Below are 7,204 nucleotides of genomic sequence, written 5' to 3'. Positions count from 1 at the left end.
ATAAATACCCAGCAACTCGCTGCAAAAATCAGCTCGAAAGATCAACACGCCCTAGTCACCAAGTTTCAGCGACAAAAGCTTAAGATACAAAAAAAGGAACGCATCGGCGTTCCTTTTTTATTATCGGTTTATTAATTCAGAAATGATTAACAAACAACCTTAACTGCCAAACCACCTTGAGAAGTCTCACGGTATTTAGCGTTCATGTCTTTACCTGTTTCTAGCATTGTTTCGATAACTTTATCTAGAGAAACAGTCGGAGCAGAAGAACGACGAAGTGCCATACGAGTTGAGTTGATTGCTTTAACTGCAGCAATACCGTTACGCTCGATACATGGAACTTGTACTTGGCCAGCAACTGGGTCACACGTTAGACCTAGGTTGTGCTCCATGCCAATTTCTGCAGCCATACATACTTGCTCTGGGCTACCACCCATAAGCTCAGCAAGACCAGCAGCAGCCATAGAACACGCCACACCAACTTCACCCTGACAGCCAACTTCAGCACCAGAGATAGAAGCGTTACGCTTGTAAAGACCCCCGATCGCGCCAGAAGCTGCGAAGTAACGGATGTAGTCTTTCTCTGTAACCGTTTGGATGAACTTATCGTAGTAAGCCAATACAGCAGGGATGATGCCACATGCGCCGTTTGTTGGTGCCGTTACTACACGACCGCCCGCTGCGTTCTCTTCGTTTACTGCGAAAGCAAACATGTTCACCCAGTCAACAACCGTCATTGGATCGTTAGTTGTTTTTTCTGACGTGATCAGTTGTTGGCGAAGTGCTGCTGCACGACGAGGTACACGTAGTGGACCAGGCAGGATACCTTCAGTATTCATACCGCGATCCATACACTCACGCATCGTTTTCCAGATGTTAGCGAAGTAAGTGCGAGACTCTTCGTCTGAGTGGAAAGCCGCTTGGTTTTTCATAACCAGTGTACTGATAGAAAGACCACTTTCTTTACACTGATTAACCAGCTCTTCCGCTGTTGTGAATTCGTAAGGTGCTTTAATTGGGTTTTCTTCTTCTTTGCCGAAGTTCTCTTCGTCAACGATGAAACCACCACCAATTGAGTAATACGTTTTTGAATATGCGACTTCGTCATCAACCCAAGCATGAATGCTCATGCCATTCTCGTGAAGAGAAAGGTTGCTAGTGTGGAAGTTCATTCCGCCGTCGCGAGGGAACGAAACAGTATGACAGTGCATACCGACAGGTAGACGTTCAGTTTCTTCTACTCGAGCAATGAAGCCTGCAATAGAATCGATATCAACACGCTCAGGAGTATTGCCAGCAAGACCCATGATGATTGCGATATCTGTGTGGTGACCTTTCCCTGTCAGTGATAGTGATCCATATACGTCCACGGTGATTTTAGTGATGTCGCGCAATTTTCCCATTGAACGTAGGTCATCAATAAATTCTTTACCCGCTTTCATTGGTCCAACTGTATGTGAGCTCGATGGACCAACACCGATTTTATAGATATCAAATACACTAATCATAGCGATTACCTCAAAAAGAGAGCCTCCCAAGGGGAGTAGGGAGGCTCATTTATTATCATTATATTTTTTGTCTAACCTCGCCATATAAGATGAATGTCATCTTATAAAAAGGGCTTGAGATTAAAGAGCGCCGTAGATTACAGAACTAATAGCCGCTAGACCACATAAAGCTGTAAAGATTTGCACAGGTGCTGAAGTTTTGTACTTAGCCATAGCTGGTACTTTGTTCATTGCGAATACAGGCATTAGGAACAGGATAGCTGCAATCATTGGAGCACCCATTGTTTCAATCATGCCTAGGATGCTTGGGTTAACTACCGCAACAATCCAAGTTGTAACAACGATGAACGCTAGAGAAGCTTTCTCAATCGTGCTGATTGAAGAACCAGAGCGAGACTTGATTAGACCAACAAGACCTTCATGAGCACCTAGGAAGTGACCGAAGTAGCTAGAAGTGATTGCTGCGAACGCTACTAGAGGACCCATGTAAGAGATAAGTGGAGACTCGTGAACGTTAGCTAGGTAAGAAAGTACAGAGATGTTTTGAGATTGCGCTGTTGCTAGTTGCTCTGGAGATAGAGAAAGTACTACAGAGAAAACGAAGAACATTACAAAACCCATCAGCATCATTGCTGCGCCACCAGTGATCGCGTCAGTTTTCTTAACCGCGTCTTCACCGTATACACGACGTTGCTCTTTAGAGAACTGTGAAATGATTGGGCTGTGGTTGAAAGAGAACACGATGATTGGAATCGCAAGCCAGATAATAGAAGGCATTGCTGACCATTCTGGGCTTGTTTCCATCATTGAAGTGTTCCAATCAGGAACTAGGTAGAAAGACAATGCTAGTAGGATGAATACTAGTGGGTAAACCATTGCTGAAGTTGCTTTAAGCATCAGCTCTTTACCGAATACAACACCTGCTGTCATAGCAAGGATAAGTGCACCAGAAAGAAGAGGACGAGGAATAGATTCCATGCCCATTTGGTTTACTAGGAAAGAGTCAACCGTGTTTGTGATACCAACACCGTAGATAAGAACGATTGGGTAGATAGCGAAAAAGTAAGCGAAAGTAATAAGGTTCGCGCCAGTCTTACCGAAGTGTTCTTCAACTGTGTCTGTAATATCTGCTTCTGGGTTCTTAGAAGACAGTACGAAACGAGCTAGAGATTTGTGTGCGAACCAAGTCATTGGTGCCGCGATTAAAGCTAGGATAACTAGTGGCCAAAAACCACCCGCACCAGCTTTGATTGGAAGGAATAGTACACCAGCGCCAACTGCTGTACCGAATAGTGATAGACACCAGGTGAAATCTTTATAGTTAAACTTGCTTGTATCTGTAACGGCATTTGCCGAAGAAGTTGTTGTGTTCATGTTAAATTACTCATTTTTTGGGAACAGGAAATAAGTCGGGGCTAATTCTGCAGAATTTTCTTCTACAAAAAATAGATCTAAATCATGTAATGAAACGGCGTGTCACATGATATGCGAAAAACGGATTTTTGATCACGAAAATAGCGTGCCACAGGTGATTTATGCTCATGCGTGCTATTAGTTTATCTTATGTGAAAGGCGGGGTTGTACAGAATTATACCAGGGAAACGTTTGCGTAAAATTGGATTAATAAATCTGTTCCATGGAAAAGGCTGTGTTTGTTAACAAGGATTAAACAAAACGTAGTTTCTATGTAATTTGTTGCACTACGTGTTGCTGCAGTGATTGGATGATTTGAGCCGTAACGCCCCAAATTAGGTGCTCTTGGAAGGGCATGGCAAAAACACGATGCTTGATTTTTTTTAAGTTAACAGTGTGGCTGTGTAACTTGGCTTGGTCTAAAACATAGGTGGCGGGCACCTCAAAAATCGAAGCAACTTCGTTCTCATCGATGATGGGTTTATAGTCCGAATCGACCACTACAACAATCGGTGTAACTAAAAATTTACTAATGGTACTCAAAGTAGGTAATTGCCCAACAATTTTAACCTGATCCGATCGAATTCCGACCTCTTCGTGAAGTTCTCTAAGTGCGGTGAATTGCATAGAAGGATCGGAGAGTTCGTGTTTCCCTCCTGGAAAGCTGATTTGACCAGGGTGATGTTTTAAATGAGCGGCTCTTTTCGTAAAAATAACATGTAAACCATCCTCTCGTTCCACTAAGCCGACTACCACTGCTGCTTTACGCAATTGATCGTCATTGATATGTGAAACGCGCTCAACGGATTCTGGGTGATAGCCAACGGTAGAGTTGAGCTGGAATTGTTGAAGGAAGTTGTCTTTGTTCATATAAAGCCAATATATTGATTATTATGATTTTAAGTATAGTCATAACCGTGTGTTGATTACCAATTTCGAATTTGCCTTCACTTTCCTCCGTTAGTACCGGCAATAACTGGAAATAAGAAGGGACTGGGTAGCGGCGTTTTTCAAGGTAAATGTTCCCAATCTTCTAAGAGTGACGGATTTTGCTATATTTGAATATGTGTACTTCTACTAGTAAGCGTTATCCATGTCATAAATTGGGTGATGAAACGTACATTTTCTGTTTAAGAATTTGATAACAATGACTTAGTGGACCATTCTAAAAAGAAATAGAAGAAAAGGTATGAAATGAAAGGAATCATATTCACCGAATTTTTAGAGCTTGTTGAAGACAAGTTTGGGTTAGAGCTTTTGGAAGAAGTTCTAGAGATGTCAGAAGATGAAGGGATCTACACATCAGTCGGAAGTTACGACCACAAAGATCTTGTTCGATTGATTATAAACTTGAGTAAGAAAACCGATATTGATGCAGCGAGCCTGCAACGTGTTTTTGGACAATCGGTTTTTAAGAACTTACTGGCCTCATTACCGAATAAAGCGAGCCTCGCCCATAGCAACACCACTTTTCAATTTATTCAGCACGTAGAGCGTTACATTCACGTAGAAGTGAAGAAGCTCTACCCAGATGCTGAGCCTCCACAATTTAGCTTTATCACCACGACCGAAGCGCAACTTGTTTTTGACTATAAAAGCGCACGATGTATGTCTCACGTTTGTTTGGGATTAATCGAGGGGTGTGCTGACTATCATGGTGAAACCATCGTGGTAGAAATGACACCTCAGAATGATGACCAAAGTGTGGTTAGGTTTAATCTCAAAGTAGAAAAGTGATATGGATCTGGCATCTGCCCAAGAGAAAAAACTGAAACGTCAAATAGCAGCACGGAAAGCGGCTGAAGCCTTGTTGGAGCAAAAGAGTCTCGAACTGTTTGAGGCCAATCAACAGCTTGAACTTGCGTTGCGCCAATTAGAAAAGCGTTCAAATGCGAATATTCGACGGATCGAATTCCAAGAACAAATCGACAACCTGTTGATTGATTTCGGACGCGCGTTTCTGAGGAGTGATCTCGATGACGTGATGTTGTCCCAATTGACGGCGAGTGTAACTAACAGTTATCTAATTGAAGCCAGTCGCTTGGTGTTACCCCCCAATCTAATCCCTCAGTTACAAACCCATGACTATGGTGATGAAACAGTCGAGGTAATAGAGAAAGACATTCAAGAACCTCATTGGCAAGGTTGCTTGCTTACCGTGCCATTAGAGGTCGAAAAAGTGATTGTGGGCGCGTTAATCGTTCAGGTCAGGTTGTTAGATCAAGACTACGAATTCATCCAAAGCCAACTGTTGTTAGTGACGGACCTTATCTGCAGTGCGTTAACTCATCAACTTGCGATTAACCGAAATATAGAATCACGTAAACGAGCGGAAGAGTCCGAAAGGGCAACGCGTGACTTTGTCGCCATGATTAACCATGAATTGAGAACCCCACTCAATGGTCTTCTTGGTAGTGCGGAGTTGATAAGCGACACCGAACTGAGCAGTTCTCAACGTGAGATCGTGAATAACTTGAGCCAATCCGGTGAGTTTCTTAGAACCATCATTAATGACCTTCTCGATTACAGTAAAATCAATGCGGGTATGCTGGAATTAATTCCCAAAACATTTGCACTCCAAGATTTGAAAAATACCATTGATAGTATTTTTACCAATCGAGCGATTGAAAAGCAGATCCAGTTTGATGTCAATGTAACCGATGGGGTACCCAGTCACTTCTACGGTGACTTAGAGCGTATTACTCAATTGTTCGTGAACTTAATCGGCAATGCAATTAAATTCACCGATCAAGGCCATGTGAGCGTAGAGATAAAATGGCTTAACGACCAATTTATTTTTTCTGTTGAGGATAGTGGCGTTGGTATTGCTCAATCTGCTATTAAGACACTGTTTGAACCTTTTACACAGGCCGATAACTCAAGTAGCCGAAATTACGAAGGGACAGGGCTTGGTTTAGCGATTTGTCGCAAGCTAGCTGCGTTAATGAGGGGAGATATTGAGGTGAGCAGTATTGTTGGTTCGGGTACGACATTTACCATTTCACTCCCTCTTCAAGTTGTCGATACACTGGCTGAGCGCGATAGTGTCGCCAAAGGTTTTGAGTCTGAGGTTGAATTGACATTGCTTAAAGTGCTGGTGGTTGATGATATTAAGATGAACCAGATCATCATCCAACAAATGCTACGCAAATACGAAATAGAGCCAGCGATTGCCGGTAATGGTATAGAAGGGTTGGAATTAGCGTCGAATAATGAGTATGACATTGTGTTTATGGATTGCCGGATGCCAGTCATGGATGGTTTTGAAGCGACGAAGAAACTGCGAAGTTCAGGATATAGCCAACCAATTATTGCATTAACCGCTGGTACGACAAAAGAAGAGCGAGAGTTGTGTTTTGAATCTGGTATGGACGATATATTGAGTAAACCCTATACCGCTAACGACTTAGTGATAATGCTGAATAAGTGGGGCTAATAAATATCATTGCCTTTGTAGTGAGTGAACATGCAACGTGACTGGGTTGGTTCTAATGTCTTGAGTATATTGTCAATGTAACAAGTGAGCTGACAATGCTATACGTTCACTTACTTTATTGGTCGCTTTTATTAATTATATTAAGGAGGTTTGAAAAACTATAAAAATGGATTCGATATGAAAAAAATGATAGTGACGCTTGCTCTAATTGCACCTTTATCTGCAGTGGCTGCACAAAAAGACCCAAATGGTTTCTATATCGGAGTAGGAGCTGGTTCAACTGAACTTGATGATGGTGGTTTTGGTAAGGCCATAACTCGCAAAACCACAACAACTGAAACTGAATCACCTTCTTATAAACTCATTGCCGGTTATCAGATCAACCGTATTATTGGTATCGAAGGCCAATATACTAAATATGGAACGTCTACAACAAAAGTAGGCAGTTCAAAAGCATTCACAACAGATTTTAGTTCAATTAGCGTTGCTGCGAATGTTGGTTATACGTTCGATATTGGTCTTCGACCTTATGCACTTTTAGGTTATAGCTTTTTAAATTCAGAAATTGAAAACAGTGGTAATAATAAATACTTTGCGACTAAGTCATCAACCGTATCTGGTATAAAAATGGGGGTGGGCGTAGAGTATGCAATTCCTGCTGCACCAGCTCTAGCATTACGTGCAGGTATTGATTGGGAAGCAGCTGATATCAAAGTGAAAGATGAAAAGAACAAAGAGTTATCTAACGTTCACACACTAGGCTCATTCTATTTGGCGACGACATACACATTCTGTAAGCGTGTCATGAACACCGCATTCTAATCTTTCAGCACGAAGAATAAGATCA

6 protein-coding genes are annotated in these 7,204 nt (G+C 42.0%); 3 read left to right on the top strand and 3 right to left on the bottom strand.

Translation table 11 applies throughout. From position 1 onward, the window contains the following. Positions 1 to 146: 146 nt before the first annotated feature. From AB6D07_RS22205 to AB6D07_RS22195, 3 genes are all read right to left on the bottom strand, one after another. Positions 147 to 1,508: an L-serine ammonia-lyase gene (locus AB6D07_RS22205; protein WP_009847036.1), complete on the bottom strand. Its 1,362-nt coding sequence runs from the start codon at positions 1,506 to 1,508 to the stop codon at positions 147 to 149. A gap of 120 nt (positions 1,509 to 1,628) precedes the next feature. Continuing rightward, complete coding sequence (locus tag AB6D07_RS22200) at positions 1,629 to 2,882, bottom strand: aromatic amino acid transport family protein (protein ID WP_009847035.1); 1,254 nt, start codon at positions 2,880 to 2,882, stop codon at positions 1,629 to 1,631. Between the two features lie 309 nt (positions 2,883 to 3,191). Beyond that, complete coding sequence (locus AB6D07_RS22195) at positions 3,192 to 3,791, bottom strand: CoA pyrophosphatase (protein ID WP_009847034.1); 600 nt, start codon at positions 3,789 to 3,791, stop codon at positions 3,192 to 3,194. Between the two features lie 324 nt (positions 3,792 to 4,115). On the opposite strand from AB6D07_RS22195, the gene AB6D07_RS22190 reads away from it, so the two are divergent. The 3 genes from AB6D07_RS22190 (at position 4,116) to AB6D07_RS22180 (ending at position 7,179) form a co-directional block, all read left to right on the top strand. Further along, on the top strand, positions 4,116 to 4,658 hold the full coding sequence (locus AB6D07_RS22190; RefSeq protein WP_017096742.1) for a heme NO-binding domain-containing protein: 543 nt from the start codon (positions 4,116 to 4,118) through the stop codon (positions 4,656 to 4,658). A gap of 1 nt (position 4,659) precedes the next feature. Beyond that, positions 4,660 to 6,357, top strand: a complete 1,698-nt coding sequence (locus AB6D07_RS22185) for an ATP-binding protein (RefSeq protein WP_017102676.1) — start codon at positions 4,660 to 4,662, stop codon at positions 6,355 to 6,357. A gap of 177 nt (positions 6,358 to 6,534) precedes the next feature. Then, on the top strand, positions 6,535 to 7,179 hold the full coding sequence (locus AB6D07_RS22180) for a porin family protein (protein WP_372140754.1): 645 nt from the start codon (positions 6,535 to 6,537) through the stop codon (positions 7,177 to 7,179). Positions 7,180 to 7,204 lie beyond the last annotated feature (25 nt).

It is taken from the genome of Vibrio sp. 10N.239.312.C11 (genome assembly GCF_041466065.1).
GTDB classification, from domain to species: Bacteria; Pseudomonadota; Gammaproteobacteria; order Enterobacterales; family Vibrionaceae; genus Vibrio; species Vibrio tasmaniensis_A.
This window is presented reverse-complemented; position numbering and strand designations above follow the sequence as displayed.

Excerpts from the sequence above, each read along its gene's own strand:
- AB6D07_RS22200 (WP_009847035.1), bottom strand. The coding sequence starts at position 2,882 with ATGAACACAACAACTTCTTCGGCAAATGCCGTTACAGATACAAGCAAG.
- AB6D07_RS22185 (WP_017102676.1), top strand. The coding sequence starts at position 4,660 with ATGGATCTGGCATCTGCCCAAGAGAAAAAACTGAAACGTCAAATAGCA.
- AB6D07_RS22190 (WP_017096742.1), top strand. The coding sequence starts at position 4,116 with ATGAAAGGAATCATATTCACCGAATTTTTAGAGCTTGTTGAAGACAAG.
- AB6D07_RS22205 (WP_009847036.1), bottom strand. The coding sequence starts at position 1,508 with ATGATTAGTGTATTTGATATCTATAAAATCGGTGTTGGTCCATCGAGC.
- AB6D07_RS22195 (WP_009847034.1), bottom strand. The coding sequence starts at position 3,791 with ATGAACAAAGACAACTTCCTTCAACAATTCCAGCTCAACTCTACCGTT.
- AB6D07_RS22180 (WP_372140754.1), top strand. The coding sequence starts at position 6,535 with ATGAAAAAAATGATAGTGACGCTTGCTCTAATTGCACCTTTATCTGCA.